Below are 26,412 nucleotides of genomic sequence, written 5' to 3'. Positions count from 1 at the left end.
ACCGCGGACGGCCGCGCGGCTCAGGAGTGCGGGCAGGTGTCGCGGTACTCCTCGATGGCGCTGCCCCGGGGCGCCGGGCAGAGGAACTGCTCGTAGCGGGTGTCGTCGTCGACGAACCGCTTGAGCCAGGAGATGCTGTACTTCGCGACCGTCACGTTCGGCGAGGTCGGCGCGGAGTGGGTCGCCGCGTTCAGCTCCAGGTACGCCTTGTCCAGGGTGGCCGGCAGGCTGGTGTAGAACGGCTCCGAGTGCGACGACACCGGCGCCACCGTGTCGTTCTCGGCGCCGACGACGAGCGTCGGCACGCGTACCGACGACCAGTTCTTCACGGTGTGCCAACCGGTCAGCGGGATCGCCGCCTGGAGCGTGGGGCGGGTGTTGGCCGCGGACAGGCTGCCGCCGCCGCCCATCGAGTGCCCCATCACCGCGAGCCGGTTGCGGTCGATCCGGGTCCGTACCGCGCTGGTGGTGGTCAGGTAGTCCAGGGCGGCCAGCAGTTGGGTGCCCCGGCTGGCCGGCTGGTCGTAGACGGAGAGCGTGTCGATGGTGATGACCACGAAGCCCTGGGAGGCCAGGCGCGGCCCGAGCCAGGCGACCGAGGACTGGCTGGCGGTGAACCCGGGGGAGACGGCCACCGCGCCGAACGTGCCCTCGGCGGTGCTGGTCGGGTAGTAGATCGTGCCACCCCGGAATCCGCTCACGGCCGACGCGGCGACCGTGGTCTGGGCGATGGCGAACGGACCCCGGGTGGCCTCGATGCTGGCCACCGTGGGCGCGGGACCCCGCTCGTAGGGGTTCGCGGCCAGCGGGGCGACCGGGGCGCCGTCGCGGGCCCCGGCCGGCACGGCGGGCAGCGCGGTGAGCCCGGCGGCGGCCAGGGCGAGGGCGAGCAGCGGGCGGAGGGTACGCGCGAGACGGCGGCGGTGGGCCGGCCGGCCCCGGGGCGGGGGGTCGTGCGGGGCGGTGATGGGTTGCACGGCATGCTCCTGGCGGTGGTCGGGGTGAAAATCGATCGAAGATGACCGATTAATTGATGGTCCGTCCCGCGTCCGTCGCGCGGCAATCCCGATCCGGTCATGCCAGCCGGGTATGGCCGGGCCGCCGCCCGGCCGGACGTGTCGGCCGGCGATCCCGCCACGAAGCGGGCAGGATGGTGGCCATGGCCGAGCCGCACGACCTGACCGCGCTGGAGCAGGCCGCCGCGATCCGCCGGGGCGAACTGTCCAGCCTGGAACTGGTCGAGCACCACCTGCGCCGGGTCGACGCGCTCGGCGACACCGTCGGCGCGTTCGTCACGGTCACCGCCGAGCGCGCCCGAGCCGCCGCGCGGGCCGCCGACGCCGTGCCGACGGACGCGCGCGGGCCGCTGCACGGGGTGCCGACCGCGATCAAGGACCTCACGCTGACCGCCGGCGTCCGGACCACGTTCGGCTCGGCCGCGTTCGCCGACTTCGTCCCGCCCGTCGACGCCGACGTGGTGCGTTTCCTGGCCGGTGCCGGGCTGGTCAGCCTCGGCAAGACCAGCACCTCCGAGCTGGGCTGCTCGCTCTACTCCGAGGGGCGGGTCGCGCCGCCGGCCCGCAACCCGTGGGACCTGGCGTACACCGCGGGTGGATCCAGCGGCGGCGCGGCGGCCGCGGTCGCCGCCGGCCTGGTGCCGGTCGCGCAGGGCTCCGACGGCGGCGGCTCGTTGCGCATCCCGGCCGCGCTCTGCGGCCTGGTCGGCCACAAGCCCAGCCGGGGCCTGGTCTCCGGCGGCCCGCTCGGCTTCGGCGCGTTCGGGCTGCCCACCAACGGCCCGCTCGGCCGCACCGTCGCCGACGTGGCGGCGCTGCTCGACGTGCTGGCGCAACCGGTGCCCGGCGAGCCCTACCTGCCGCCGGCCGCGCCCGCCGGCGGCTACCTCGGCGCCGCCCGCGCCGCCGGGCCCGGCCGGCTGCGGATCGGCCGCTTCACCACCGGGATGCTCGCCGACGAGCCGGTCCACCCCGACTGCGTGGCCGCCGTCGACCGGGCCGCCGCGCTGCTCGCCGACGCCGGCCACGACGTGGTCGAGGTTCCCGCGCCGCTCGGCCCGGAGGCGTGGCCGATGTTCGAGACCGTCTGGTACGCGCTGGCGCTCGCCCCCGTCCCGGCCGGTCGGGAGGACGAGTTGCTGCCGCTGACCCGGTTCCTGCGCGAGCGGGGCGAGGCGATCGGCGCCGCCCGACTGATGGCCGCGCTCGGCGAGCTCCAGGCCCAGGTCCGCCGGGGCGCGCGCCGGACCGCCGGCTGTGACCTGCTGCTCTGCCCCACGCTGACGGCCCCGCAGGCGCCGGTCGGCGCGTTCGCCGCGCTCGACCCGGCAACGGATTTCGACAGGCAGCGGCGTTTCTCGCCGTACTGCGCGGTCTTCAACGTCACCGGCGACCCGTCCGTTTCGCTGCCGGTCGGCCGGACCGCCGAGGGCCTGCCGGTCGGGGTGCTGCTCACCGGCCGGTACGGCGACGACGCCACGCTGATCGCCACTGCCGCGCAACTGGAGCACTGCTGTGGCGGGTGGGATCAGCACCCCGCAATCTGGCGGGCCGTCGACTCCGCTAACGTGAACATCACAAGCGAGGTCGGGCGCGGCCCGTCGTGACCGTCCACCCGACCCGGAACATTCCTGGTCTCTCTTCCGCCTGGGGGCGTTGGGATTGTCTGTTACCGAGACGTTGGTGGTCTTCGTCGGCATCCCGGTCGCCGCGGTGCTGGTGATCGCCGGTCTGGCGGCCGCCGGCAGCCGTGGCCACGGTGGCGGCGTCAAGCGCTACCGGCCGGGTCGGCCCTTCGACTTCACTCCGGTCTGGTTCCTGGGCCGCCCGGAGCAGCTGGCCGACTCGGCCGGCACCGCGCTGACCGCCGGCGCGCAGGCGCCGGCGCTGACCAGCCACAAGCAGGAGCAGGCCGGCCGGGAGGCGCCGGCCGGTGGAACCGGAGGCGCAAGTGACCGTTGGTGAAGCGCGGCCCACGACCGGGACGGGCACCCCGCCCGACGTGCTGGACGGGCCGTTCTCGACCCGACAGCTGCTCCGCATCGACGAGGCGCTCCGCCTGGCCGACCAGGGCACCGGCCTGGTCTTCTCGGTCTACGTGGGCGGCCTCGACGAGCCGATCCGGGAGCACGCCGAACGGCTGCACCGGCAGCTCGCCGAGCCGGACAAGTCGGTGCTGATCGCGGTGTCGCCCAACCAGCGGCAGCTGGAGATCGTCACCGGCAAGTACGCCCGCAAGCGCATCCCGGACACGTACGCGAAGCTGGCCGCGCTCTCCATGGTGGCGTCCTTCGGCGGCGGCGACCTGGCCGGCGGCGTCATCCAGGGCCTCGACCAGCTCGCCAGCCACGCCGGCAAGGGCTGAGCAGCCGACCGCACACACGACGAAGCCCGGCCCGCGCGTAACGCGTGGACCGGGCTTTCTCGTGGGCTCAGCGGGGCCAGGCGGAGGGGTCCAGCCGCATCGGCCACGGCTCGTCGATCTCCACGGGGTCGTCGGGCCCGATGGTGCCGAGCGAGTCGTAGTGGACGCCCTTGGTCAGTTGGTAGCGATAGATGACCGGCCCGAATTCACCCCGCTCCACCCGCCAGTAGTGCTGGATGCCGGCCTCGGCGTAGACGGACGGCTTGGTGAAGCGGTCGTGCCGCCGACTGCTCGGCGACTCCACCTCCACCACCAGCGCCACGTCGGCCGCGTGCAGCCACAGGCCGTCGCGCGGCGCATTCGGCTTGACCACGCTGATGTCCGGAATGAGATTGCTGCCAGGCGCGCGGAGACCGGCTTCCCGGATGACCCGCCATCCTTCAGGCGCAGTGAGACGTAACGCCATGCGCAGATCGTCCGCCAGCTCCTGGTGGGCGAACCCCGGAGGTGGAGTCACGTGGAGGCTCCCGTCGATGATCTCGTAGCGGTTCCCGTCCTCGGGCAGGCTGAACAGATCCTGCTCCCGCCAGTCGCGCTCGGGCGGCCGCCACTCGTAGATCGGCTGTGCCATCACGTCCACCTCCTCCGTACACGATAAAGGCCGGGGCCGGCGCGGGCTTCCGCCCACGCCGGCCCCGGCCGTCGTATCCCTGCTCAGGCGCTGCGGGCGTCCCGCTCGCGGGCCTTCAACGCACGGACCACGCCGTCGCGGCCCTCGGCCACCAGCCGGCGCAGCGACGCCGGCCGGCCGTCGCGGGCCAGCCACGCGTCGGTGGCCGCGACGGTGTCCTCGTCGACCAGGTACGCCGGGTAGGCGAGCTGCACGAACTCCTGCGCCGGCTCGCTGTCCCGCTGGGCCCACACCTGGTCGACGACGGCGAAGTAGCGCTCCCGGTAGGGCGCGGTCAGCTCCACCTGCGCCGGGTGGGTCAAGCCCTGCAACAGCGCGCGGTTGCGCCAGTTGGGCAGCGCGTCCGGGCCGGTGAGCTGCGCCCACACGGCGGCCTTGTTCGCCTCGGTCGGCACCAGCGCGTACGCGTACGCGGCCTCCCGCTCGCCGCTGGCGGTGCGGTCGCTCGCCAGCTCGGCCTCCACCTCGGCGACCCCGGCCGCGCCGTTGGCGACAAGCGACTGGAGCACGGTCCACCGCAGCTCGGTGTCGACGGTCAGACCGGCCGGCACCCCGCTGCCGTCCAGCCAGCCGCGCAGCGTCGCCAGGTCCTCGCCGGAGCGGGCCGACGAGGCGTACGCCCGGGCCCAGGCGAGCTGGAAGCCGCTGCCCGGCTCCGCCGCGGCCAGCGCGGTCCGCGCGGTCCGGGCCAGGTCGGCCCAGCCGGTCGGCGCCCACTCCGGGTCGGCGTAGAACGTGAGCGCGGTGGACGCCTGCCGCAGCGTGGCGGTCACCAGGTTGATGTCGGTCTCGGCGGTCAGCCCGGCCAGCACCAGCGCCACGTAGTCGCGCGCCGACAGCTCGGCGTCCCGGGTCATGTCCCAGGCGGCCGTCCAGCACAGCGCCCGGGCCAGCGACGAGTCGAAACCGGCGATGTGCTGCACCACTGTCGACATGGACCGCTCGTCCAGCCGCAGCTTGGTGTAGGTGAGGTCCTCGTCGTTGAGCAGCAGCACGTCGGCCGCGGGCTTGCCGTGCAGCGCGGACAGCTCGGTCAGCTCGCCGGTCACGTCCACCTCGACCAGCTCGCGCCGGACCAGCCGGCCGTCGGTCAGGTCGTAGAGGCCCACCCCGATCCGGTGGGTACGCAGCGTCGGGTGCCCGGCCGGCGCCTCCTGCCGCACCACCACCCGCTCGTACGCACCGTCGGCGCCGATGGCCACGTCCGGGCGCAGCGTGTTGACCTGCGCGGTCTCCAACCACTGGGCGGCGAACTTGCGCAGCTCCCGGCCGGAGGCCGCCTCCAGCTCGGAGAGCAGGTCGTCGAAGGTGGCGTTGCCCCAGGCGTGCTTGCCGAAGTAGGCCCGCAGGCCGGCCAGGAACGGCTCCTCGCCCACGTACGCGACGAGCTGCTTGAGCACGCTGGCGCCCTTGGCGTACGTGATGCCGTCGAAGTTGACCTCGACCGCCTCCAGGTCCGGCATCTCGCAGTAGACCGGGTGGGTGGAGGAGAGCTGGTCCTGCCGGTAGCCCCAGTTCTTCCGGATCGACAGGAACGTCGTCCAGGCGTCGGTGAAGCGGGTGGCGTGGGTGTTGCACCAGTGGCTGGCCCACTCGGCGAACGACTCGTTCAGCCACAGGTCGTTCCACCAGCGCATGGTGACCAGGTCACCGAACCACATGTGTGCCAACTCGTGCAGGATCGTGTTGGCGCGCTGCTCGTACTCGAAGTCGGTGACCTGTGAGCGGAAGATGTAGTGCGACTCGGCGTGCGTGACGCAGCCGAAGTTCTCCATCGCGCCGGCGTTGAAGTCCGGCACCCAGAGCTGGTCGTACTTGGGCAGCGGGTAGCGCACGCCGAACTTCTCCTGGAAGAAGTCGAAGCCCTGCGTGGTGATCAGGTGCAGGTCGTCCGCGTCGAGGTGGGGCGCCATGCTGGCCCGGCAGAAGTAGCCCATGTCGATGCCGTCGTGGGTGTGGCGCACCTCGTGGTACGGCCCGGCGCACAGCGCGGTGATGTAGGTGCTCATCCGCTCGGAGCGGGCGAAGTGCAGCGTCTTCATGCCCTCGTCGGCGGCCTCCTCGCGGGCCACCGGCATGTTCGACACGACCTTCCAGTGGTCCGGGACGGTGGCGTGCCAGGTGTAGACGCTCTTCAGGTCGGGCTGGTCGAAGCAGGCGAAGACCCGCTGCGCGTCGGCGGTCTCGAACTGGCTGTACAGGTAGGTCTCGCCGTCGACCGGGTCGACGGTGCGGTGCAGGCCCTGACCGCTGTTCGAGTAACCGAAGTCGGCGTCGACCACGAGGACGTTCTCGGCGGCCAGGCCGGTCAGCGTGAGACCCCGCTCGGCGGACCAGTCGGACAGGTCGACCGGCTCACCGTTCAGCGTGGCCGACCGCACCGTGTCGGCGGCGGCCTCGATGAACGTGGTCGCCCCCGGTTCGGCGCAGCGGAACCGGACCTCGGTCACCGAGCGGAACGTGCGGCCGGTGGGCTGCACGGCGGTCGACAGGTCGAGGCTGATGTCGTACCCGGTCACCTCGAGCAGGCGGGCCCGCTCGATCGCCTCGACCTGGGTCAGGTTGCGCACTCCCGGCACTGTTCGTCTCCATCCCAGTCGTCTCGCCGCGCCCCGCGGCACCGGCCTCCCCGTCCGCTCGTGACGGGCGGTCCGAAACCGAGTCTTCCATGCAGACGCCCCATTCGGCGGCCGAGGTCAGGCTCTCATTCGGGTGCGTGTCGATGCGGTGCGGGGTGAGACTCGACAGGAGAAGGCGCCGGAAGGCCGGCGCGGGGGGGAATACGCGAAGGGACGATACCGTGACCGAACGTATCACCGCGGACATGTGGTTCGACCCGCTCTGTCCGTGGGCCTGGATCACCTCCCGCTGGCTGCTCGAGGTCGAGCAGGTCCGGGACGTGGACATCCGGTTCCACGTGATGAGCCTGTCCGTGCTCAACGAAGGCCGGGACCTGCCCGAGGAGTACCAGGACATCATGCGCAAGGGCTGGGGTCCGGTACGGGTGTGCATCGCCGTCGAGCAGGCGCACGGCGCCGAGAAGCTGGCGAAGCTCTACACCGCCATGGGCACCCGGATCCATCTCGGCCGGCAGGACCTGGACCGGGACATGCTGGTCGGCGCGCTCACCGAGGTCGGGCTGGACCCGGCGCTCGCCGACGCCGCCGAGTCGACGCAGTACGACGACGCGTTGCGGGCCAGCCACGAGGCCGGCATGCGTCCGGTCGGCACCGAGGTCGGCACCCCCGTGGTGCACGCGCCCGGTCCGGACGGCGGTCAGGTCGCGTTCTTCGGCCCGGTGATCACGCCGGCGCCGAAGGGCGAGGCCGCCGGCCGGCTCTGGGACGGCGTGCTGCTGGTGAGCGCCACCCCCGGCTTCTACGAACTCAAGCGCACCCGTACCCAGAACCCCATCTTCGACTGAGGTGCAAGGAGGGGCCCCCGCTTAACGCCTCCGGTATAGGCGGGGGCCCTTACTGACACCGTGCCGAGCCCCGCGCCGCCCGTCACCAGGCCGGTGCGGGGCTCGTTTCACCGGGTGTCCCAGCCGGCGGCCCGCTTCTGGCCGCACCACGGCAGCTCCTGGAGGCGTTCTGAATGGGTAAGCACCGCCGCCTGTCCGACGACGCGACGCAGCCGGCGACCGAGGATTCCGGTGCGACGTACTGGTCGGTGGCCGAAGGCGACTGGCCCGCCGGGCCGGCCGGGCTGGCCGACCTGCTGGCCCCGCCGATCGTGGTCGGGGTGGCCCGGGTGGTGGCCACCTCGCGGATCACCCCGCCCGAGGCGGACCGCCCCGCCCGCGTCCCGACCCGGTTCGGCCCCGCCGCCCCGCCGGCCCTCGCCGGGGCGACGACGGTACGCCTCAACGCCGGCTCCCGCCCGTCCACGCCACCCCGTCGACCGGTCGGTCCCGGCCGCCACCGTGACCCCGTCGCCTGAGCCGCCCGGCCGTTGAGAAGGGGCCCCACCTCTACCTCAGGCGTTAATCGGGGGCCCCTCCTTTCACCTGGTGGAAGGGGGCGAGTCCGGCGGCGGGGTCGGAACGGGCGCGGGTAGCGTCAGCGGACATGACGGTCGTGCATCCGATCGCCCGGGCCTGGATCACCACTGGCGGCACCGGCGCGCAGAACTACGACGAGTTCGCCGACGACGCGGAGATCACCGCCATCGTCGAGGCGAATCCGCACAGTGCCCTGGGCATCGAGATGCCCCACCGGGCGCCGGGCAGCCTGGGGAAGTCCTTCCTCGACGCGCTCCCGGACGCGGTGTCCCGCCTCGCCGAGGCCAAGGCGGACGGCAGCTACACCCCGGCCGAGCAGGTGGTGGTGCTCTACCGGATCAGCGCGCCGGGGGAGGAGAACGCGTACGGGCTGTGGGCCATGGTCGACACCGACCAGATCTCCACCCGCGCCGACGAGCCGGGCCTGGTGATCCGCAACGAGGACGTGTTCATCGCCAAGGTGCGGGAGCGCGTCGCGCTGGCGGAGGCCGTCGGCCACCTGCTCTCACCCGTACTCCTGCTTCAGACCGGACGCGGCGACGAGCTGCACGCGGCGCTCGCGGCGGCGACCGAGACGGCCGGCGCGCCCGCCGCGACCGACGTCGACCAGTCCGGCCGGACGCACGCGATCTGGCTGGTCGGCCCCGGCCCCGCGCAGGACGAGCTGACCGCGCTGGCCGGTGGCGGCGAGCTGGTGGTCGCGGACGGCAACCACCGCAGCCTGGCCGCGCAGACCGGCGGCTTCCCGCGCTTCCTCGCGGTGGTCACCACGCCCGCGTCGGTCGCCATCCAGCCCTACAACCGGCTGGTCAGCGAGCTGACCACCACCCCGGACGAGCTGCTCGACCGGCTCCGCGCCGCCGGCGCCGAGGTCACCGAGGCCGCCGGCCCGGTCGGCGTCCCGGCCACCGGCGGCGTCGTGCACCTGCACCTCGCCGGCCGGGGGTACGCGGTGGCGCTGCCGCACGTCGGCGCCGGCCGGCTGGAGAACCTCGACCACGCGCTCGTCGAGCGGCTGCTGCTGCGCGACGCGCTGGGCCTCGACCCGGGCGACAAGCGGATCACGTACGTGGGCGGCGACTACCCGGCGAGCTGGCTCACCGGTGAGGTCGACGCCGGCCGGGCCGAGCTGGCCGTGCTGGTGGCGCCGGTGACCGTGGACGACTTCGTCGCGGTCAACCTGGCCCGGGAGAAGATGCCGCGCAAGAGCACCTGGTTCACCCCGAAGGCGCGGGCCGGCCTGGTCGTCGCCGAGCTGCCCCGCTGAGCACCCGTGTGACGAATCCGCCTCCGGGTCGCCGCCCGCGCGTCGGCCCGGGGGCGGGCCTGTCAGACTGCGCGGTATGCGCGTCTATCTGGGATCCGACCACGCCGGTTTCGAGCTGAAGGTGCACCTGGCCAACCACTTGGCCAAGCAGGGCTACGAGGTGGTGGACGTGGGTCCGCACGCCTTCGACCCGGACGACGACTACCCGGCGTTCTGCCTGCACACCGGCGACCGGGTGGTCGGCGACCCGGGCAGCCTCGGCGTGGTGATCGGCGGGTCCGGCAACGGCGAGCAGATCGCCGCGAACAAGGTGGCCGGCGTCCGGGCGGCGCTCGCCTGGAACATCGACACCGCGCAGCTGTCCCGGGAGCACAACGACGCCAACGTCGTCGCGATCGGCGCGCGACAGCACACGCTGGACGAGGCAACCGCCCTGGTCGAGGCGTTCCTGACCACGGCGTTCTCCGGCAATCCCCGGCACAGCCGGCGCATCGCCCAGGTGGCCGACTACGAGCAGAGCCGCCGGCTGCCCGAGCTGCCGGCCTGACGCGTCCGGCCGGGCCCGGCGCGGCCCGGCGTGGTGGTCAGCGTCCGCCGCGCGGCAGGTCCTCGCGGGGCACCCAGTTGCGGCGCACCAGCACCACCCGTGCCTCGGCCGCGGCGAGGTCGTCCTCGCTGGGGCGGGCGGCGTCCCGGGCCCGCAGCGCGGCGGTGACGCTCACCTGCGACGACCCCGAGCCGACGAGACCGCGTAGCCCCCGTTCGCCGTCGTCGGCGGACGGGGCGCCGCGACGCCCGCGAGGCTCCGACGACTCCAGCTCGGCGCGTCTGACGCCGCGCGGCGCCCTGGAGCCGTCGTCCGACGATTCCGGCTCGGCGCGTCTGACGCCGCGCGGCGGTCGGGGGGCGACATCGTCGTCGACCGCGGCCGTGGCCGCGCTCGTCTCCCCGGCCGCCGACGGCTCGGTCGCCTCGCCGTGATGCCGCAGTCTCCGCCGCCGCCGCTCCGCCTCACCCACCCCCCGACCGTACCGCCCAACCGCGCCGCCCACCGGCCTCGTCCGTCCGCGTCCACGCCGGACGATCATGAAGTTGGCGGGGACGATCCGGACACACCGCACCGCCAACCTCATGATCGTCGACGAGGGGCGGGACCGGATGGGTCAGAAGTTCTCCATCGGGGACGGGGCACGGTGCCAGGTGAATGCGGGGGTGGCGGCGGTCAACGTGTTCGGGAGTAGTTCGCGGACGCGGCCGGCGGCGGCCAGCGCGGCCGGCGTGGTGCCGCTCAGCAGAAGTTCGCCGAGCGCGCGGACGTCGCAGGCCAGCCCGGCCGGCGAGGTGGTGGCCGTGCACTCGGCGCCGGCCGGCCCGCCGACCAGCCGCCACCGGCCGGTGTTCTCCGGCAGCAGATCGTCGGTGACCTCGATCACCACGTCCACGTCGGTGGCGTACCGGCGGGCGGCGAGCGCGGCCGGCACGTCCACCACCCGCACCCAGAGCGCGTCGGCGAGCTGGGGGGCCAGTTGGCGCGGCTCGTCCACCAGGCGCAGCAGCGGCTCGTCCACGGCGGCGGTCGGGAACGACAGCCGCCGGGTCAGGTCGACCGAGAGCAGCAGCCGCCACAGCGCCAGCGACGCCTCCGGGGTGACGGCCACCACCTCGCCGACCTGCACCTCGCCCCGGGGGACGTCGCCGACCCAGTCCTCCTTCGTCCGGTAGAGCGCATAGCCGTCGAGCCCGTCCGGCCCGTGGTGCAACAGCACCCGGCGCTCCGTGGCGCCGCCCCGGCGTCCCTTCGCGTCCAACAGCACGTACGCCCACCAGCGCTCGTCCCGTCGGGACCAGCCGGGGCGGTCGGCGCGCGCCCGCTCGTACAGTCGGGCCAACTCGTCGGTGTGCGGGGCCGGCCGGTCCAGGCGCAGCGTGCCCTCGGCGGGCGTCGGGGCGGGCAGCCGCAGCCCGGTGGTGTCCGCGGTCAGCATCAGCCGCTGCGCCGCCGAGCCGTAGCCGAAGCGGGGATAGATGCGGCCCTCGCTGGCCCAGAGCACCGCGACCGGCTCCCGCCCGGCGTCGCGGATCTCGCGCAACTGCCGCCGCATCAGGCCGGTGAGCAGGCCGCGACGGCGATGCGTCGGGGCGACCGCCACCATGCTCACGTGCGCGGCCGGCACGCTCCCGCCCGGTACGGCCAGGTCGCGGCTGAACGCGCCGGCGTGCGCGACCGCCGTCCCGCCGTCGCGGATCAGCAGGGAACGTTCCGGCTCGAAGATCGGGCGCTCGACCTCCTGCACCTCGGGGTCGGTGTCGCCGTGGAAGCAGAGCGCCAGGAAGGCGGCGATCTCGTCGAAGTCGTCGGCCCGGGGCACCACCGCGTCGGTCATCGCCCGTGTCTACCCCATCGCCGCCGGGGTCGGCACCCTATTTGCCGGGTGGCTACCCTCGACAGCGGAGGCGGACGTCGGTCGAGGGGGAGGACGAAGCATGGCGGACCAGACACAGCCGTGGGCGGAGCGCACCGTGGAGGTGCCGCCCCAGCCGGGGGTGGTGCCCTCCCAGCGGGACGCGTTCCAGCGCGGGGTGGCGGCGGTCGGCCGGCCGCGTACGCCCCGGACGGAACAGTTCCCCACCGTCGAGCACGGGGCGTCCGGCGACTGGGCCGACGCCTCGACGCCCCGCCGGTCGATGAGCTGGCACCTCGCCCAGGCCCGCCGGGGCGGGGAGTGGAGCGCGGCGGGCGCCCTGTTCACGTTCGTCTGTTGGGGCATCTGGGCGATCTCCGGCCGGGGCAACCTGGTCGCCCCGCTGCTCACGTTCGTGCTCAGCCTGCTCACCGCCGTCGGCCTGTTCGCGCTGGCCCGGCTGCTCGGCCGGCTGATCCTGGAGCGGCAGCTCGGCCGGGTGCGCCGCAGCGCGCGGGGCGCGCACATGATCACCGCGCTGTTCCTGGCCGGCGTCGGGGTGGCCTACCTCCAGCAGACCGAGTGGGTGGTCTCGGCCTGGAACTGGGTCACCGGCAACTGACGTCCGGGACGCGCGGGTCGGTCGGCTTCGGTGCCGCCGCCCGCGCGTCGTTCGTCGAGGTGTCCTCGCCGCCGCAGGCGGTGAGCGCCGTGACCGCGACGCAGGCCAGGAGAACAGGGAGGATGCGCACCGGTTTCACGTGAGCGCACGCTGGTCGGTGCCGGTTCCATGATCGACGAGGATGCGCGGGCGCTCGCCGCGGGCGGGCGACGCTGCCGCCGCCCGCCCGGGCCCCGGTCGCGGTACGCCGCGACGCCGGCCGTCACTCCACCAGGACGGCGCTCGCATTACCCCGCGCCGCCCGGTTCATCCGTCGCCCGTTGGGCTGAGGGCTCACTGCTCCTCGGCGTCGGCCTTCGGTGAGGCGACCCGCGCGGCGGGATCCTCGACACCCGGCTCGCCGTGACCGCCCTACCCCCGGCCGTGGCCGGAAACCGCGGTCCCCGGCCGAGGTGCCGGCCGGGGACCGCCCGGGTCAACGCGCCCCGGCCGCGTAGTCGCGGGCCACCCGGACCAGTTCCACCAGGCCACCGGCGTACTCCTGGGACTCGCCGTGCGCCTCGTCGAAGGGCGGCTGGAAGCCGACGCCCTCCCACTGCCCGGTGGCCTCGTTCCAGCGGTCGTTGCCGACCTCGAAGTCCCAGGCGAAGATGCCCAGCTCGTAGTAGAGCTGGTCGGCCGAGTTGCCGGCCGCCGAGTAGAGCACGTCGGCGACCGGGCCGGTCTGCGACGGCCAGGTGACCGTGCCGCGTTCGGTGGCGATGGCCCCGACGATGCGGCGCGCGCTGGCCAGGAACAGCGTCGACTCGTCGATCGACGGCCGCGGCAGCGTCACCCGGCCGTCCGCCCGGTACGCGCCGGGCGGCCACATGAAGTAGCCGCCGTAGGAGTGCACGTTCATCGCGAACTTGATGTTGGGATGCGCCCGGGCCAGGTCGATCACGTTGCGGCTCTCCGCCTCGGACAGCTCGGCGGTGCCCGCGTAGTTGCCGGACAGGCAGTTGGCGCTGGCGCCCACGTACCCGTCGAACAGCGACCCGACCGTGTAGTTGCGGTTGACGTCCACGCCCCAGGTGCTGCGGTACTTCGGGTCGCGGGCGGTGCCGGTGCAGTGGTTGACCAGGTTCTTGCGCTGGAGGTTGTAGTCGTGGAACGAGTAGTTCGCGCCGTCCGGGTTCACGGTCGGGATCACGAACACGTCGACCTGCTCCAGCAGTTGCCGGGTCGCCGCGTCGGTGCGGGCGTTGGCCAGCAGCCGTTCCGCGAACTCCAGCGTGACCAGCGGCGTCGCCCACTCCCTGGCGTGTTCCTGCGAGTACGCGAGCACCCCGACCCGGGAGCCGTCCCGGTGCCTGCCGATCCGCAGCGCCTGCACGGTCCACGGACGGGTCGGCACCTCGGTGCCCTGGAGGCCGTCGTCGAGGCGTACCGGGCCGGCCACCGGCATCGGCAGTCCGGCCGAGCCGTCCTCCACGGTGGCCCGGAAGCGGCTGCCCTGCCGCGCGTTGATCGCGGCGGCGACGTCGTCGGTGCTGCTGGTCACCTTGCCTGCGGCGTCGGTGGCCAGGGAGACCGTGAGCACCCGGTCCCGGTACCGGACGGTCAGCGGCCGGCTGGCCCGACCCGGGTCGACGGTACGCGCCTGCACGCCGTTCATGCCCTGGTCGCCGAAGCGCACCGACTCCACGACCAGGGCGGCGACGGCCGGGTCGCCGAGGTACGCGGCGGCGGTGCGGCGGTAGCCCTGGGTGCGGTTCGGCAGGTCGATGACGTCGACCAGGTCGCGGTACTGGCGGCCCAGCCGGGCGATCCGCGCCTTGATGTCGACGGGCGTCAGGTAGGCGTCGATGAAGTCCTTCTGGTAGCCGGCCGGCTGCGGCGGCGGGGTGGCGTCCGGCCAGCGCGCCGGGGTGACCGGCCGGCTCGTGCCACCCAGGCTGGAGGTGGCGGTGAACTGCACCGGCCGGCCGGGCGCCGGCTGCGGCAGCGCGTAGTGGTACTGGTACTCGCCGGAGTCCTCGAACCGGTACAGCGGGAAGGAGCCGGTGGCGCCGTCCGCCGTCCGCCAGCTCACCGTGATCTCCACGTCCGGGTCGTCGGTGGCGGTGGTGGCCACCTGGGCCTGGAGGAACGTCTTCCCGCCGGTGGTCCACCAGTACGCCTGGAGGAACTGGAGCGTGTCGGCGCCGTCGGCGGCGCGCAGTCCGGCGCGGGTACGGGCCTGCGCGGCGCGGGCGCTCTCGGCGAGCCGCCGGGCGCCGTCGTCGGCGCGCTGCACCACCTGTAGCGCGTCCGCCCCCTGCCGGGTGAGGTCGGCGAGCTGCCGGCCGGTGAGGACGAGGTCGGCGACCGGGTGGCCGTCGCGGTAGCGGGGGCGGTTGGCCAGGTCAGCGCCGGCGGCGACCAGGCGGGCGAGTTGCGCCTCGTCGGCCAGGCGCACCCGGACCAGGGCGGTCTCGGTGGGGGCGAGGGTGATCGCGGGTGCGGCCGGCGCGGCCACGCCGGGACCGGGGTGGGACAGGGCGGCGGTGATCAGGATGCCGGTGGTGGCGAGTGCGGTCCACCGTCGTCGGACGAACAAGGTGCCTCCTGACGGACGTCGATCTCACTGCCCACCAGACCAGTCGAGACATCGACGCCTGTCAAGCTCACTTTCGGTCGCGCCGGTCGGGCCGTGGTTCACGGCGGCCGGCGGCGCACCGGCGGCACCGGTCAGCCGGCGAACCGGTACAGCCGGAACTCCTTCTCCGCGCCGCACACCAGCACCTCGGTGGTCCAGGAACACGACTCGCCGCGGATCTGCTTCACCTCGCCCATCTCGACCGGCTTGCCGTCCACCGCCAGCCCGGCGAGGACCTGGTCGTCCTCGTAGCCGCTGGGCGCCTTGCCGAAGAGCAGCAGGTTGCCGGCGTCCAGCCGGACCGCCACCCCGTCCCGGTCGCGCAGCACCGCCGTGCCGTCCGGGGTGAACACCGTCACCGCGTCCCGGGGCGAGTCCCGCGCGGCCAGCAGGTGGTCGCCGAGCGGGACCAGCCGCTGCGCGCCCGGGGCCGGCCAGCGCCGGCTGTCCTCGCCGTCCGCCACGACCACCACCCGGGTGTCGTCGGCGCCCGCGCTCGGCACCTCCAACAGGCAGGCGCGGTGCTCACCACAGGTGACCAGCGCCCGCGCCCGGCTGTCCCGTTCCGTCGCCTCGTACCGCACGTCCGGCGTGCCGAGACTGCCGAGGTCGTAGGAGACCAACCGCAGGCCCCGGTCGCTCTCCGCCACGTACAGCCGGTCGTCCCGGGCGGCCACCGGGTCGTCCAGGTCGGCCACGTTGCCCCGGCTGCGCAGGATCTTCCCGTCGTCCATGGCCACCACCCGCACCGACCGGTCCGCGCCCACCTGGACCAGCCGGTCGGCCTCGCCCGACCAGGGCGCACGGGGCGAGCCGTCCCGGTACGCCGTGCCGTCGAGCGCCGCCCCGGTGGCGACCGGCACCACCACGGTCCGGGCGTCGCCGTACTCGGTGCGCGGGTTGGCCCGCTCCCACCGCTGCCGGCCGTTGTCCAACCGCAACCCGACCAGGCGGTTGCCGGCGCGGTCCAGCCGGACCACGGTGTCGGCGCTGACGAAGATCTGGTCGTCGCCCTGGATGTCCATGGTCCACCGCTGCTCGCCCGAGTCGCCGTCGAGCACCGCGAACGGTCGGGGGGTGCTGGTGCCGGAGGCGTCGGCCACCACGGCCACCCCGTCCGGCAGCGCCCGGACCCCCGCCCACCGGTCGGCGCTCGCCCGGGTCTGCTTCTCCCAGATCCGCCGGCCGGTGGCGGCGTCCACCGCGACCACGTTCAGCCGGTCGTCGGGCAGCGACCAGGCCAGGTAGGCGCGGTCGGCAAGCGTCGCGGTGAACATCTCACCCGGCCGCTCGTCGCCCGCGGCCACGGTCCCGACCAGCTCCGGCGGGTGGAAGTCCAGCGCCGGGTGCCGGTCCCGGAACACCCAGAGCAGCGTCGCCGCCGTCACGCCGACCACCGCGAGCGCGGCGCCCAGCGCGAGCCACCGGCCGCGCCGGCCGCCGCCGGAGGACGCGCCGTCCGGCGTGCCGGGACCGCCCGCCGGGGGCGCCCAACCCGGGGGTACGCCGGGCGCGGCGTACGTCGGCGCGGGCTGCCCGGCCGACGTCGCGGGAGCACCACTCCCGGCGTACGCCGGCGCGGCGTACCCCGCAAGGGTGTGGCCGGCCACGTCGGCGACCAGCGTGCCGTGCGGGCCGCCGGGCGCGGTGGTCGCCGCTCCGGCGGTCGGGCCGGCGACGGTGGTCGCCGCGCCGACGGTCGCCGCCCGGTCCTCGGACGTCGGGCCGGGCGTCGGGTGGGCCACGGTCGGGTCCGGCGTCAACGAGCCGGCGGCCGGTGCTCCCGCGGCCCCGGCCGGTGCGGCGGGGCTTCCGGCGGGCGGCCGGGCACCGGGCCGGCCGGCCCGGCGGGGCAGCGGCAGATCGGTCAGCGCCCCCTCGGCGACCGGGAGTTCCGGCTGCTCCAGCACGGTCGGCGCGATGCCCAGCTCGGCGTGGAGCAGCCGGGCCACCAGCGGGATCCGGGTGGAGCCGCCGACCAGGAACAGGCCGGAGAGCTGCTCGGGCCGCACCCCGGCGGCGGCGGTCACCTGCCGGGTCTCGGCGACCGCGCGGGCGAGCAGCGGCGCGGCGAGACGCTCGAAGTCCTCCCGGGTCAGCGGCACGGCCGCCTCCACCCCCGGCACGGCCACCGGCGCGACCATCACCCGGGAGAGCATCTCCTTGGCCCCGCGCACGTTGTCCCAGAGCTGCTGCCGGTCGCGCCGGTCGGCGGTGGTCGCCGGGTCGGTCAGCCGGGCCCAGCGCCCGGGGTGGGCCGGACCCACCAGCTCGCCGAGCCGCCCGAGCAGGGCCGCGTCCAGGTCGAGGCCGCCCAGGTCGTCGATCCCGCCGGTGGCGACCAGGTGGAAGCCGGAGTCGCCCCACGGGTCGGCACCCTCGTTGCGCAGCACGGCCACGTCGAGCGTGCCGCCGCCGAAGTCGAACACCGCCACCGCGCCGCCCACCGGCACCGGCCGGCGCAGCACCTGGGTGAAGTAGCGGGCCGCGGCCACCGGCTCGCGCAGCAGGCGGGTGCCGGGCGCGATCGGTCCGGCGAGCGTGTGCTCGGCCGCAGCCGGCCAGCCGGCCAGCTCCAGCGCGTCGTGCAGCACCTGCCGCCGGGCCGGCGGCCAGACCGCCGGATGCGTCACCACCGCCGGGGGCAGCAGACCGACCGCGGCCACCGCGGCGTCCGCGACCGTCCGCAGCGCCGTGGCCAGCAGCTCCGCCGGCCGGTACGCCCGTCCGCCCAGCTCGACGGTCTCCTCGTCGACCCGCCGCTTCGGGTTCGGCTCGTAGCCGGCCGGGTCGGCCTGGGCCAGGCGCTGGGCGTCCCGCCCGACGTGCAGGTGGCCGGCGGTGTCGGCGTACACGCCGGACGGCAGGATCGGGTGGCCGTCCACCAGCAGCGGTCGGGTGGTCCCGTCCGGCCGGCGCAGCACCGCCACCGTGTTCGAGGTGCCGAGGTCCACGCCGAGGGCGAAACCGTCCTGCTGGCCTGACATCCGTCACTACCTCCACCCGACGAGGGCACGTCCGGCCCCGCATCGTACGCAGCCCGCGCCGCACCGGACCTCGCCCGGTACGCGGAATCGGGTGGCCCGGTCGGTCGGTCAGCGCCTACCGTCGCCGCCATGAAGGTGCTCTCCGTGAACGTGGGCCGGCCCCGACCCAACCCCTGGAAGGGGCTCGGGGCGACCGGCATCGACAAGCGACCCGTCGACGGCCCGGTCGCGGTCAGCGCGCCCGGCCCGAAGGGCGCCGGCGAGGTCGGTCTGGCCGGCGACCGGGTCTACGACGTGGCCCACCACGGCGGCACCGACCAGGCGGTCTACGCGTACGCCCGGGAGGATCTGGACCGCTGGCAGGCCGAGCTGGGGCGGCCGCTGGGCAACGGCAGCTTCGGCGAGAACCTGACCACCGCCGGGGTGGACGTGAACGGCGCGCTGGTCGGCGAGCGGTGGCGGGTCGGGGCGGAGCTGGTCCTGGAGGTCTCCTGCGCGCGCATCCCGTGCGGCACGTTCCAGGGCTGGCTGGGCGAGCAGGGCTGGATCAGGCGGTTCACCCGGGCCGCGGTGCCGGGGGCGTACCTGCGGGTGGTCGAGCCGGGCGCGGTCCGGGCCGGCGATCCGGTGGAGGTCGTGCACCGGCCGGACCACGAGGTGACCGTGGCGTTCCTGTTCCGGGCCGTGACGACGGAGCCGGACCTGCTGCCCCGGGTGCTGGTGGCCGACGCGCTGCCGGCGGAGGACGCGGAACGGATCCGGAGACGAATCGACGCCTGAACGCCGGTGGAGCGGGCGACGGGAATCGAACCCGCGTAGTCAGTTTGGAAGACTGAAGCTCTACCATTGAGCTACGCCCGCGAGCGCCCCGCGTCGACGGGGCACACGCGACAGCGTACCGAATCCTCCGGGCCGCACGCGCATCCCCCACCGGCGGACCGCGCGCCCCACGCGGGCACGTGGTGCCCCGGTCACCCGCGGGAGGGCCCGGACGGCATACACTCTTTGTCGCCACGGGGTGTGGCGCAGCTTGGTAGCGCACTCGCTTTGGGAGCGAGGGGCCGTGGGTTCAAATCCCGCCACCCCGACTGTCGTTCGCGACCGGATCGTCCCGGGAACCGCCGGTTTCTCCGCGCGGTACCCGGGCCCTGCCGATGCCGCAGGCCGACTCGCCTACACTCGATGCGCGCAATCACGCCCCAGAATCGACACCCAGATCCGTCAAGGAGTACGCCTGTGAAGAGCACCGTCGAGACTCTGAGCCCGACGCGCGTGCGGCTCGCCATCGAGGTGCCGTTCGTCGAGCTCGAGCCGAGCCTCAAGAAGGCGTACCGGGAGATCGGGCAGCAGGTCCAGGTTCCCGGCTTCCGCCGGGGCAAGGTTCCCAGCGCCGTGATCGACCAGCGGGTGGGCCGGGGGACCGTCCTCAACGAGGCGATCCAGGAGGCCATCCCGCAGAACATCCTCGCCGCGGTCCGGGAGCACGACCTCAAGACGCTCGGCCGCCCCGAGGTCGACATCACCGAGTTCAACGACGGTGACTCGCTCAACTTCACCGCCGAGGTCGACGTCCGTCCGGAGATCACCCTGCCGGACCCGGCCACCATCGAGGTGACCGTCGACGAGATCGAGATCGCCGACAGCGAGATCGACGAGCAGGTCAACAGCCTGCGCGAGCGGTTCGCCACGCTGAAGACGGTGGAGCGCGCCGCCCAGGACGGCGACTTCGTCCAGATCGACCTGAACGCGACCGTCGACGGCGAGGACGTCCCCGGCGGTTCGGCGAGCAACATCTCGCACGAGGTCGGCAGCAAGCAGCTCCTGCCGGGGCTGGACGAGGCGCTGGTCGGCCTGGCTGCCGGGGACAGCACCACCTTCACCACCCAGCTCGTCGGCGGTGACTTCGCCGGCCGCGACGCCGAGGTGGCGGTGACCGTCCGCACGGTGAAGGAGAAGGAGCTCCCCGAGCTCGATGACGACTTCGCGCAGATGGCCAGCGAGTTCGACACCATCGAGGAGCTGCGCGCCGACCTGCGCGAGCGGGTCACCCGCGGCAAGCAGGTCGAGCAGATCTACGCCGCCCGCGACAAGGCGCTGGAGCAGATGGTGGCCGCCGCCGAGGTGCCGGCGCCGGAGGGTGTCGTCAAGGAGGAGGTCGAGAGCCGCAAGGCCGCGATGGTCGACCAGCTCGAGCGCATCGGCGCCTCCCTGGAGGAGTACCTCGCGGCGGAGGAGAAGACCGAGGAGCAGATCGACGCCGAGCTGACCGAGGCGGCGACCGACGGCGTCAAGATCCAGCTGCTGCTGGACACGCTCGCCGACGCGGAGGACGTGCAGGTCTCCGACGACGAGTTCGGCCACGAGATCGTGCACCGGGCGCAGCGCGCCGGCATGGCCCCGCAGCAGTACTACGACCAGCTCGCCCGCTCCGGCGCCGCCGCGGCCGTCTTCGGTGACGTCCGGCGGGGCAAGGCGCTCGCCGCGGTGATGGAGAAGATCAAGATCAAGGACGCGGCGGGCAACGAGGTCTCCCTCGACGCGCTGCGGGCCCAGAACGAGGCCGAGCACGACCACCAGCACTGATCGTTCCGGCGACGGCCGTCGTCCCGCGCTGTGCGCCGGGCGGCGGCCGAAACCCTTTCCGGGGTACGCCGTGCGGGTGACTGCGCTGAGAGCGAACAGTGCCCCGACCGGGAGTACGCCCGTAGGGCGAGCGGTTAGTGTCGGACAGGACGGTACGGAGAGCGAAGGGCTGCCATGACCGACATGCACATCCCCAAGAAGTCGCTCCGGGCGATCGAGGCCCGCGGTGGCGACTCCATTGGCAACCTCGACGACTCGGTCTACAACCGGTTGCTCAAGGAACGCATCATCTTCCTGGGCAGCGAGGTGAACGACCAGGTGGCCAACCGCATCTGCGCGCAGCTGCTGCTGCTCGCCGCGGAGGACCCGGACCGCGACATCTTCCTCTGGATCAACTCGCCGGGTGGCTCGGTCTACTCCGGCATGGCGATCTACGACACCATGCAGTACATCGACAACGACGTGTCGACCGTGGCCATGGGCATGGCCGCCTCGATGGGTCAGCTGCTGCTCTGCGCCGGCACCAAGGGCAAGCGCTACGCCCTGCCGCACGCGCGGATCATGATGCACCAGCCCTCGGGTGGCCTCGGCGGCACCGCGTCGGACATCGCGATCCAGGCCGAGCAGATGCTCTACACCAAGCGGATGTTCCAGGAGCGGGTCGCGCACCACACCGGCCAGTCCCAGGCGCAGATCGAGGCGGACTCGGACCGCGACCGCTGGTTCACCGCCCAGGAGGCCATGGACTACGGCTTCATCGACAAGGTGATCATCGGGGCCACGCAGGTTCCGGATGGCGCCGGGACCCTGAGCTGACCGAGGAGCTGACGATGACCGACCTGAGCCTGCCGCCCCAGTTCGCGGCCGTGCACAACCGCTACGTCCTGCCGTCGTTCGTCGAGCGCACGTCGTACGGGATGAAGGAGTCCAACCCCTACAACAAGCTCTTCGAGGACCGGATCATCTTCCTCGGGGTCCAGGTGGACGACGCGTCGGCCAACGACGTGATGGCCCAGCTGCTGACGCTTGAGGGCACCGACCCGGACCGCGACATCATCATGTACATCAACTCGCCCGGCGGCTCCTTCACCGCCATGACGGCGATCTACGACACCATGCAGTACGTCCGGCCGGACATCCAGACCGTCTGCCTCGGGCAGGCGGCCAGCGCGGCGGCGGTGTTGCTCGCGGCCGGTACGCCGGGCAAGCGCATGGCGCTGCCGAACTCGCGGATCATCATCCACCAGCCGGCCACCGAGGGCGGCTACGGCCAGGGCTCGGACATCGAGATCCAGGCCCGGGAGATCCTGCGGATGCGGACGCAGTTGGAGGACATGCTGTCCCGTCACTGCAACCGGCCGATCGAGCAGGTCCGTAAGGACATCGACCGTGACAAGATCATGACGGCCGAGGAGTCCAAGGAGTACGGGCTTGTCGACACCATCCTGACCAGCCGCAAGAAGGGTCTGCTGGCGACTCACGCCGCGGGCTGAGCACGAACGGGGATCGGAGGTCGGCCGGGGGCGGTTCCCGGCCGACCTCTGACACACCCGTTTTGGGGGTCGGAGAAAACCCGGCCACCGGGTAACGTCGGGTCTGTACCGCTCCGGGGTCGGATCGGGGGATCCGACAGCACAGCAGGACGACAGGACGGACGGGCGCGGTGGCGTCCGCAGGTCAGGGCCGGCGCTCCGGCCGATGAGTGCAGGGAGAACGTAGGTGGCACGGATCGGTGACGGCGGCGACCTACTGAAGTGCTCCTTCTGTGGCAAGTCACAGAAGCAGGTCAAGAAGCTCATCGCGGGCCCCGGGGTCTACATCTGCGACGAGTGCATCGATCTCTGCAACGAGATCATCGAGGAGGAGCTGGCCGAGTCCGGCGAGGTGAAGTGGGAAGAGCTTCCCAAGCCGATGGAGATCTGCCAGTTCCTCGACAACTACGTCGTCGGTCAGGAGCAGGCCAAGAAGGCGCTCGCCGTCGCGGTCTACAACCACTACAAGCGGATCCAGGCCGAGGCCGCGGGCGCGCCCGGTTCCGGCAGTGACGGCGTCGAGCTGGCCAAGTCCAACATCCTGCTGCTCGGCCCGACCGGTTGCGGCAAGACCCACCTGGCGCAGACGCTGGCCCGGATGCTCAACGTCCCGTTCGCGATCGCCGACGCCACCGCGCTCACCGAGGCGGGCTACGTCGGCGAGGACGTGGAGAACATCCTCCTCAAGCTGATCCAGGCCGCCGACTACGACATCAAGCGCGCCGAGACCGGCATCATCTACATCGACGAGGTCGACAAGATCGCCCGCAAGTCGGAGAATCCGTCGATCACGCGCGACGTCTCCGGCGAGGGCGTGCAGCAGGCCCTGCTGAAGATGCTGGAGGGCACGGTGGCCAACGTGCCGCCGCAGGGCGGTCGGAAGCACCCGCACCAGGAGTTCATCCAGATCGACACCACAAACGTGCTGTTCATCTGCGGTGGCGCGTTCGCCGGCCTCGACCAGATCATCGAGTCCCGCACCGGCTCCGGCGGCACCGGCTTCGGCGCCCGGCTCCGGTCGGTCTCGGAGCGGTCGACCGACGACATCTTCAGCCAGGTCATGCCGGAGGACATGCTGAAGTTCGGCCTGATCCCGGAGTTCATCGGCCGACTCCCGGTGATCACCAACGTGCGCAGCCTCGACCGCAGCGCGCTGGTCCGGATCCTCACCGAGCCGCGCAACGCGCTCGTCCGGCAATATCAGCGCCTCTTCGAGCTGGACGGCGTCGAGCTGGAGTTCGAAGAGCCGGCGCTGGAGGCCATCGCCGACCAGGCCATGCTCCGCGGCACCGGCGCCCGTGGCCTGCGGGCGATCATGGAGGAGGTGCTCCTCTCCGTGATGTACGAGGTGCCGAGCAACCCCGACGCCGCCCGGGTGCTGATCACCCGCGAGGCCGTCCTGGAGAACGTCAACCCGACGATCGTGCCCCGCGAGTTCACCGGCCGGCGTCGCCGGGACCGCGAGGAGAAGTCGGCCTGACCGCCCGTCGCGACCGCGCCCGGGTCAGCTCGGGCGCGGTCCGCGTGAACGGGTCCGGCGGTCCCACTCGCCCGACGGGGTGACCGCCACCATCATCAGTCGCACCGGCTCGTCGCCGGCCGTGCGGTAGCCGTGCTCCCGGTCGGCGTGGAACTCCACCGTCTCGCCGGCGTCCACCCGGTGGTCGACGCCGTCGACGGTGACCGTGACGGCGCCGTCCAGCACGTGCAGGATCTCCCGCGTGCCGTGGGCGTGGTCGGGGGAGTGCAACGCCTCGCCGGGCCGCATCCGCCAGTCCCAGAGCTCCACCAGGTCGGGCTCGCCCAGGCCGCTGAGCAGGCGGGCGACGCCACCGTGCGCGCCGCGCCACAGCACCGGCGCCTGGTCCGCCGGGGTGATCCGGACGGTGCTCTCCTCGGCCGGCTCCAGCAACCGGGCCATGCTGACCCCGAACGCGTCGGCCACCCGGCAGAGCGTGCCGATGCTCGGGTTGGTGCGGGCGCCCTCGATCTGCACCAGCATCCCCTTGCTGACCCCGGACCGGCCGGCGAGTTCCTCGAAGGACCAGCCGCGCGCGGCTCGCAGTTCGCGTACCTGCCGGGCGACCGCGGCGGTCACCGCGCCCACCCGCCCACCGCTTTCGGTCATCATACTATCCTTCACGGTCACTATTGTGATACGACTGCCGGATGCTTCCCATTGTGCTCGCCGCGGTCTCCGCGATCGCGTTCGGCACGGCCGACTTCTCCGGCGGCAAGGCCTCCCGGCACGCCGACCCGATCGCCGTGACCGTGGTGTCGCAGATGATCAGCCTGCCGCTGCTCGGTGTGCTGGTGCTCGTCGTGCCCGGCGCACCGACCGCCGGCGACCTGGCCTGGGGCCTGCTCGCCGGCGTGGCCGGCGCGGCCGGCGTGGTGCTGCTCTACCGCGCGCTCGCCACCGGCGTGATGGCCGTCGTGGCACCGGTCACCGCGATCACCGCCGCTATCGTGCCGATCGTCGCCGGCCTGCTCGTCGCCGACTCCCCGGGCACCGTCGCGCTGGGCGGCGCCGGGCTGGCCGTGGTGGCGATCGCTCTGGTGAGCCTCGGCGAGCGCGGCGGCGCCGGCCGCGTCTCGGGGCGGATCATCGGCACCGCGCTCGCCGCCGGCCTGCTCTTCGGCATCTTCTTCGCGCTGCTCGGGCAGGCCGACGAACGCGCCGGCATGTGGCCGGTGCTGGCACTGCGCGTCAGCTCCATCGCGTTCGGTCTGGCGCTCGCCGCCCGCGCCGGTGTCCGCCTGCGGCTGGGCCGGCGGGTGCTCGGCTGGGCCGCCGCGGCCGGACTGCTCGACTCCGCGGCGAACGCGCTCTACCTCGCCGCCGCCGCGCGGGGCCATCTCAGTGTGGTGGCGGCCATCGCGTCGCTCTACCCGGCGAGCACGGTGCTGCTCGCGCTCGCCGTGGATCGGGAACGGCTACGACCGGTGCAACTGGCCGGGCTCGGATTCGCCGCCGCCGCGCTCGTGCTGGCCAGCGTCTGAGCCCTGTCGTCCAGCGGCCGGCAGCCGTACCCTCTCCTCATGCGCGTCGCCGTCTGCCAGCTCAACGCCCGCGACGACCGGGCGGCGAACCTCGCCGCCGCCGAGGCCCTGCTGGTCCGGGCCGCGGCGGCCGGCGCCGACCTGGCCCTCCTGCCGGAGTACGTGGACTACCTCGGCCACGCCGACCGGATGCCGCCGGCCGAACCGGTCGACGGCGCGGTGGGCCGGTTCTTCGCCGAGACCGCCCGCCGGCTCGGCCTCTGGGTGATCGCGGGCTCGTTCCACGAGGCCGGCCCGGACCCGGCGCACACCTGGAACACCTCGCTGGTCTTCGACCGTGCGGGCGCGCTCGCCGCCGCGTACCGGAAGATCCACCTGTACGACGTGGAGATTCCCGGCCGGGTCTCCTATCAGGAGTCGGCCACTGTCGCTCCGGGGGAGAAGCCCGTGGTGGTCGACGTCGAGGGTCTCCGCGTCGGCCTGTCGATCTGTTACGACCTGCGGTTTCCGGAGCTCTACCGGCAACTCGCCGTCGACGGCGGCGCCGAACTCCTGGTCGTGCCGGCCGCGTTCATGATGCACACCGGGCGGGACCACTGGGAGGTGCTGCTGCGGGCCCGGGCGATCGAGAACCAGTGCTTCGTGGCGGCGGCCGGCCAGACCGGTGACCACGACCCGGGCCGGACCTGTTTCGGGCGGAGCATGGTGGTGGACCCGTGGGGGACGGTGGTGAGCCAGGTTCCGGACGGCCCGGGCCTGGCGGTCGCCGAGGTGGACCTGGAGCGGCTGCGGACCATCCGGGCCGAGCTGCCCAGTCTCGCCAACCGCCGGCTCTGACCCGGCTCAGGTCTCCAGGAGCACACCCAGCACCGCGAAGCAGGCGATGGCCGCGGCGGTGACCAGCAGCGCGGTGGCCATCCGGGACGGGCCCCGGCGGACCAGCCGTCCCACCGACAGCACCAGCACGGCGAGCACGAACGCGCCGATGACCAGCTGCCAGAACGGCAGCAGGAGACCGAGCAGAGCCTCCTCGGCGAGGGCCGGGAGCCGGGACAGGTCAGCCATGCGGACCACTCTGGCACGGCGGGTCCCGATCCGGACCCTCCCCGCGAGCGCCATCCCCGGAACCCGTGTCGCCACAGATAATGACGATCATTGATTTGCCTTCCGGAGCACCTCCGCGTAACTTTCTCTCTGCACGCGGGAAGCCGGGCAAACCGGCCGAGAGCGGGCATCAGGATGGTGGCGGTGACGCCGAGCCAGACTGAGGATTCGGGCGGTGCGGAAACACTCCGGGAACACGGGGTTGCAAACGCGAAGC

At 73.3% G+C, this 26,412-nt stretch carries 25 protein-coding genes and 2 tRNA genes; 16 read left to right on the top strand and 11 right to left on the bottom strand.

The genetic code is table 11. From position 1 onward, the window contains the following. Positions 1-20 precede the first annotated feature (20 nt). Positions 21-968 (bottom strand): poly(ethylene terephthalate) hydrolase family protein, encoded by a 948-nt coding sequence (locus tag TPA0908_RS11670; RefSeq protein ID WP_281938550.1) that lies wholly within the window; start codon positions 966-968, stop codon positions 21-23. Between the two features lie 191 nt (positions 969-1,159). Here TPA0908_RS11670 and TPA0908_RS11665 point away from each other — a divergent pair, with 191 nt between their 5' ends. The 3 genes from TPA0908_RS11665 to TPA0908_RS11655 are packed head-to-tail and all read left to right on the top strand — an operon-like array spanning position 1,160 to position 3,381. Next, positions 1,160-2,623 carry an amidase gene (locus TPA0908_RS11665; protein WP_281937339.1) on the top strand — a complete coding sequence of 488 codons (1,464 nt, stop codon included), beginning with the start codon at positions 1,160-1,162 and terminating at the stop codon, positions 2,621-2,623. 49 nt (positions 2,624-2,672) lie between these two features. Then, positions 2,673-2,981, top strand: a complete 309-nt coding sequence (ctaJ, locus tag TPA0908_RS11660) for an aa3-type cytochrome oxidase subunit CtaJ (protein WP_458575189.1) — start codon at positions 2,673-2,675, stop codon at positions 2,979-2,981. Beyond that, entirely contained in the window at positions 2,968-3,381 is a 414-nt protein-coding gene (locus tag TPA0908_RS11655) for a DUF5130 family protein (RefSeq protein WP_107155922.1), read from the top strand. The genes ctaJ and TPA0908_RS11655 overlap by 14 nt, the downstream gene beginning before the upstream one ends. A 67-nt stretch (positions 3,382-3,448) precedes the next feature. On the opposite strand, the gene TPA0908_RS11650 is transcribed toward TPA0908_RS11655, so the two are convergent. Continuing rightward, entirely contained in the window at positions 3,449-4,012 is a 564-nt protein-coding gene (locus TPA0908_RS11650; protein ID WP_281937336.1) for a Uma2 family endonuclease, read from the bottom strand. Between the two features lie 83 nt (positions 4,013-4,095). After that, positions 4,096-6,642, bottom strand: a complete 2,547-nt coding sequence (pepN, locus tag TPA0908_RS11645; protein ID WP_281937334.1) for an aminopeptidase N — start codon at positions 6,640-6,642, stop codon at positions 4,096-4,098. A gap of 230 nt (positions 6,643-6,872) precedes the next feature. On the opposite strand from pepN, the gene TPA0908_RS11640 reads away from it, so the two are divergent. The 4 genes from TPA0908_RS11640 (at position 6,873) to TPA0908_RS11625 (ending at position 9,889) form a co-directional block, all read left to right on the top strand. Continuing rightward, on the top strand, positions 6,873-7,496 hold the full coding sequence (locus TPA0908_RS11640) for a mycothiol-dependent nitroreductase Rv2466c family protein (RefSeq protein WP_281937332.1): 624 nt from the start codon (positions 6,873-6,875) through the stop codon (positions 7,494-7,496). 173 nt (positions 7,497-7,669) lie between these two features. After that, the gene (locus tag TPA0908_RS11635) at positions 7,670-8,014 is read left to right on the top strand and encodes a hypothetical protein (protein ID WP_281937331.1); all 345 of its coding nucleotides are present in this window, start codon (positions 7,670-7,672) and stop codon (positions 8,012-8,014) included. Between the two features lie 128 nt (positions 8,015-8,142). Next, positions 8,143-9,342: a DUF1015 family protein gene (locus TPA0908_RS11630; protein ID WP_281937329.1), complete on the top strand. Its 1,200-nt coding sequence runs from the start codon at positions 8,143-8,145 to the stop codon at positions 9,340-9,342. 76 nt (positions 9,343-9,418) lie between these two features. Then, positions 9,419-9,889: a ribose-5-phosphate isomerase gene (locus TPA0908_RS11625; protein ID WP_107155917.1), complete on the top strand. Its 471-nt coding sequence runs from the start codon at positions 9,419-9,421 to the stop codon at positions 9,887-9,889. Between the two features lie 37 nt (positions 9,890-9,926). Here TPA0908_RS11625 and TPA0908_RS11620 read toward each other — a convergent pair whose 3' ends face one another. Both TPA0908_RS11620 and TPA0908_RS11615 read right to left on the bottom strand, forming a co-directional pair. Further along, a complete protein-coding gene (locus TPA0908_RS11620) occupies positions 9,927-10,361 on the bottom strand; it encodes a hypothetical protein (protein ID WP_281937326.1) in 435 nt (144 codons plus the stop codon). Positions 10,362-10,505: 144 nt separating this feature from the next. Continuing rightward, complete coding sequence (locus tag TPA0908_RS11615; protein WP_281937324.1) at positions 10,506-11,726, bottom strand: GNAT family N-acetyltransferase; 1,221 nt, start codon at positions 11,724-11,726, stop codon at positions 10,506-10,508. Positions 11,727-11,826: 100 nt separating this feature from the next. On the opposite strand from TPA0908_RS11615, the gene TPA0908_RS11610 reads away from it, so the two are divergent. After that, positions 11,827-12,366, top strand: a complete 540-nt coding sequence (locus tag TPA0908_RS11610) for a hypothetical protein (protein ID WP_281937322.1) — start codon at positions 11,827-11,829, stop codon at positions 12,364-12,366. Here the strand turns inward: TPA0908_RS11610 and TPA0908_RS11605 are convergent. From TPA0908_RS11605 to TPA0908_RS11595, 3 genes are all read right to left on the bottom strand, one after another. After that, positions 12,353-12,496 carry a hypothetical protein gene (locus TPA0908_RS11605; RefSeq protein ID WP_281937320.1) on the bottom strand — a complete coding sequence of 48 codons (144 nt, stop codon included), beginning with the start codon at positions 12,494-12,496 and terminating at the stop codon, positions 12,353-12,355. The genes TPA0908_RS11610 and TPA0908_RS11605 overlap by 14 nt on opposite strands. Positions 12,497-12,841: 345 nt before the next feature. Further along, on the bottom strand, positions 12,842-14,947 hold the full coding sequence (locus TPA0908_RS11600; protein ID WP_281937318.1) for a M14 family zinc carboxypeptidase: 2,106 nt from the start codon (positions 14,945-14,947) through the stop codon (positions 12,842-12,844). A 131-nt stretch (positions 14,948-15,078) separates the two neighbouring features. Further along, positions 15,079-17,973 carry an Hsp70 family protein gene (locus TPA0908_RS11595; RefSeq protein WP_281937316.1) on the bottom strand — a complete coding sequence of 965 codons (2,895 nt, stop codon included), beginning with the start codon at positions 17,971-17,973 and terminating at the stop codon, positions 15,079-15,081. 129 nt (positions 17,974-18,102) lie between these two features. Between TPA0908_RS11595 and TPA0908_RS11590 the strand changes: the two genes are divergently transcribed. After that, the gene (locus TPA0908_RS11590; protein ID WP_281937314.1) at positions 18,103-18,753 is read left to right on the top strand and encodes an MOSC domain-containing protein; all 651 of its coding nucleotides are present in this window, start codon (positions 18,103-18,105) and stop codon (positions 18,751-18,753) included. A 7-nt stretch (positions 18,754-18,760) separates the two neighbouring features. Here TPA0908_RS11590 and TPA0908_RS11585 read toward each other — a convergent pair. Beyond that, positions 18,761-18,834: transfer RNA gene (locus TPA0908_RS11585), tRNA-Gly, on the bottom strand. Between the two features lie 153 nt (positions 18,835-18,987). On the opposite strand from TPA0908_RS11585, the gene TPA0908_RS11580 reads away from it, so the two are divergent. The 5 genes from TPA0908_RS11580 to clpX all read left to right on the top strand — a co-directional run bounded on the left by TPA0908_RS11580 (position 18,988) and on the right by clpX (position 23,568). Beyond that, a tRNA-Pro gene (locus tag TPA0908_RS11580) sits at positions 18,988-19,061 on the top strand. Positions 19,062-19,209: 148 nt separating this feature from the next. Continuing rightward, positions 19,210-20,556 carry a trigger factor gene (gene tig, locus TPA0908_RS11575; RefSeq protein ID WP_158273812.1) on the top strand — a complete coding sequence of 449 codons (1,347 nt, stop codon included), beginning with the start codon at positions 19,210-19,212 and terminating at the stop codon, positions 20,554-20,556. A 174-nt stretch (positions 20,557-20,730) separates the two neighbouring features. Then, entirely contained in the window at positions 20,731-21,372 is a 642-nt protein-coding gene (locus TPA0908_RS11570) for an ATP-dependent Clp protease proteolytic subunit (RefSeq protein WP_107155907.1), read from the top strand. A 14-nt stretch (positions 21,373-21,386) separates the two neighbouring features. Next, entirely contained in the window at positions 21,387-22,049 is a 663-nt protein-coding gene (locus TPA0908_RS11565; RefSeq protein ID WP_091069591.1) for an ATP-dependent Clp protease proteolytic subunit, read from the top strand. A gap of 226 nt (positions 22,050-22,275) precedes the next feature. Further along, positions 22,276-23,568, top strand: coding sequence for an ATP-dependent Clp protease ATP-binding subunit ClpX (gene clpX / locus TPA0908_RS11560; RefSeq protein WP_281937306.1), 1,293 nt, complete (start codon positions 22,276-22,278; stop codon positions 23,566-23,568). A 24-nt stretch (positions 23,569-23,592) separates the two neighbouring features. On the opposite strand, the gene TPA0908_RS11555 is transcribed toward clpX, so the two are convergent. Beyond that, positions 23,593-24,216 (bottom strand): helix-turn-helix domain-containing protein, encoded by a 624-nt coding sequence (locus tag TPA0908_RS11555; RefSeq protein WP_281937304.1) that lies wholly within the window; start codon positions 24,214-24,216, stop codon positions 23,593-23,595. Positions 24,217-24,257: 41 nt separating this feature from the next. Here TPA0908_RS11555 and TPA0908_RS11550 point away from each other — a divergent pair, with 41 nt between their 5' ends. After that, entirely contained in the window at positions 24,258-25,091 is an 834-nt protein-coding gene (locus TPA0908_RS11550) for an EamA family transporter (RefSeq protein ID WP_281937301.1), read from the top strand. A gap of 39 nt (positions 25,092-25,130) precedes the next feature. Next, positions 25,131-25,928, top strand: coding sequence for a carbon-nitrogen hydrolase family protein (locus TPA0908_RS11545; RefSeq protein WP_281937299.1), 798 nt, complete (start codon positions 25,131-25,133; stop codon positions 25,926-25,928). 6 nt (positions 25,929-25,934) lie between these two features. Here TPA0908_RS11545 and TPA0908_RS11540 read toward each other — a convergent pair whose 3' ends face one another. Then, complete coding sequence (locus tag TPA0908_RS11540) at positions 25,935-26,156, bottom strand: hypothetical protein (protein ID WP_281937297.1); 222 nt, start codon at positions 26,154-26,156, stop codon at positions 25,935-25,937. Positions 26,157-26,412 lie beyond the last annotated feature (256 nt).

The sequence above is a fragment of the Micromonospora sp. AKA38 genome, from assembly GCF_027925725.1.
Classification (GTDB): Bacteria; Actinomycetota; Actinomycetes; order Mycobacteriales; family Micromonosporaceae; genus Micromonospora.
This window is presented reverse-complemented; position numbering and strand designations above follow the sequence as displayed.